1 protein-coding gene is annotated in these 1,679 nt (G+C 46.3%); it reads right to left on the bottom strand.

The genetic code is table 11. The features are described 5' to 3' along the window. The coding region (locus CRO04_RS25695; RefSeq protein WP_166432682.1) for an InlB B-repeat-containing protein at positions 1-1,679 on the bottom strand (1,679 nt) is incomplete at both ends.

Raw genomic sequence — 1,679 nt, 5'->3', positions numbered from 1 at the left:
GGATTTTCCCAACTCCCATCGGCTCCCGGTGTAATGTAGGTTCCGTCACCGTTGTCTATATAGGGTCCAGTTCCTCCTGGGATTATGTGGATCTGGCGATCATCATCAGTTCCTATGATCCCATCCGGTCCTCTCCACCAATGATCAGGATTTTCCCAACTCCCATCGGCTCCCGGTGTAATGTAGGTTCCGTCACCGTTGTCTATATAGGTTCCGCTTCCTCCGGGGATTATGTGGATCTGGCGATTATCATCAGTTCCTATCTCACCATCCGGACCATACCACCAGTGATCAGGATTTTCCCAGCTTCCACCGGCTCCCGGCGTGATATACGTTCCGTCACCGTTGTCTATATAGGTTCCGCTTCCTCCGGGGATTATGTGGATCTGACGATCATCATCAGTTCCTATGATTCCATCCGGACCTCTCCACCAGTGATCTAGATTTTCCCAGCTTCCACCGGCTCCCGGCGTGATATACGTTCCGTCACCGTTGTCTATATAGGTTCCGCTTCCTCTGGGGATTATGTGGATCTGACGATCATCATCAGTTCCTATGATTCCATCCGGACCTCTCCACCAGTGATCTAGATTTTCCCAGCTTCCACCGGCTCCAGGTGTGATATACGTTCCGTCACCGTTTTCTATATAGGTTCCAGTTCCTCCGGGGATTATGTGGATCTGACGATCATCATCAGTTCCTATCTCCCCATCCGGGCCATACCACCAGAGTTCGTCATCTGTTGTATTCCACTTACCATCAGCTCCTGGTTTTCTATATGTACCATTTCCTATATAAATCCATTTGATCGACCAGTGACCATAATAAGTCTGATCCCCCAACGCTGCCAAGGTAGTCTCCTTAATTCGGATTCCGCCTTCAGGTTCCGTATACCAGCCCAGGAATGCATACCCTGTTTCATATAATATTGGCAAATCCCCAATTGGAAGGGCATATGTTACTGTCTTATCTTCCGGATCACTTATTGATTCTGAATTACTCTTAAAGTGAATCGTATACTGGTTTGCATTCCATTTTGCCTTATATTCCACATTTCCAGCTTCTACCCAGCTTTCGGAAGTTATCTTCTCTCCACTTTCATTAAACCAGCCAGCAAAAGTGTAGCCAGGTTTCTCTGGTAAAGGAAGCGTTCCCAGCTGCATGAAATAATCTCGGTCTATTTCTACAACTTTCTGTTTTCCATCTGCATCCGTATAAACAAAGCGGATTTTATATGAGTTGGCTTTCCATTCAGCATGGCAGATATATCCTTCCGCTCCGGAATCTGGTCGAAAGATTGTATGAGGATTGATTTTATTATGATCTGCATCATACCAGCCGTTAAAGGTATATCCCTTTTCTTCAGGGATCGGTAAACCACCAATTTCCTGATCATATTTCTGATTAATGGTAAAGGTTTGTACCGATTCTCCATCTGGCTGCTCCGTCTTTGAAACAAGGTGGACCTCATAAGTTACCGGCTCCCAGCTACCGTAATACACGACATCCCTTGGTTCTACCATAGAATGTTCCGTAATTTTGGTTCCTGATCCATTCTTACCTGTCCACCAGCCGTTAAATTTCCAACCATAGATTTCCGGCACCGGAAGAGTCCCCAGCTCTGTATCAAAGGTATGATCTTCCTTTTGTTTCTCCCCGGTCCACCTTACGTGATCCGT

The organism is Lacrimispora amygdalina (assembly GCF_900205965.1).
Taxonomy (GTDB): Bacteria; Bacillota; Clostridia; order Lachnospirales; family Lachnospiraceae; genus Lacrimispora; species Lacrimispora amygdalina_A.
The sequence above is the reverse complement of the archived record's forward strand: the minus strand, read 5'-3'. Positions and strand labels throughout refer to the sequence as shown.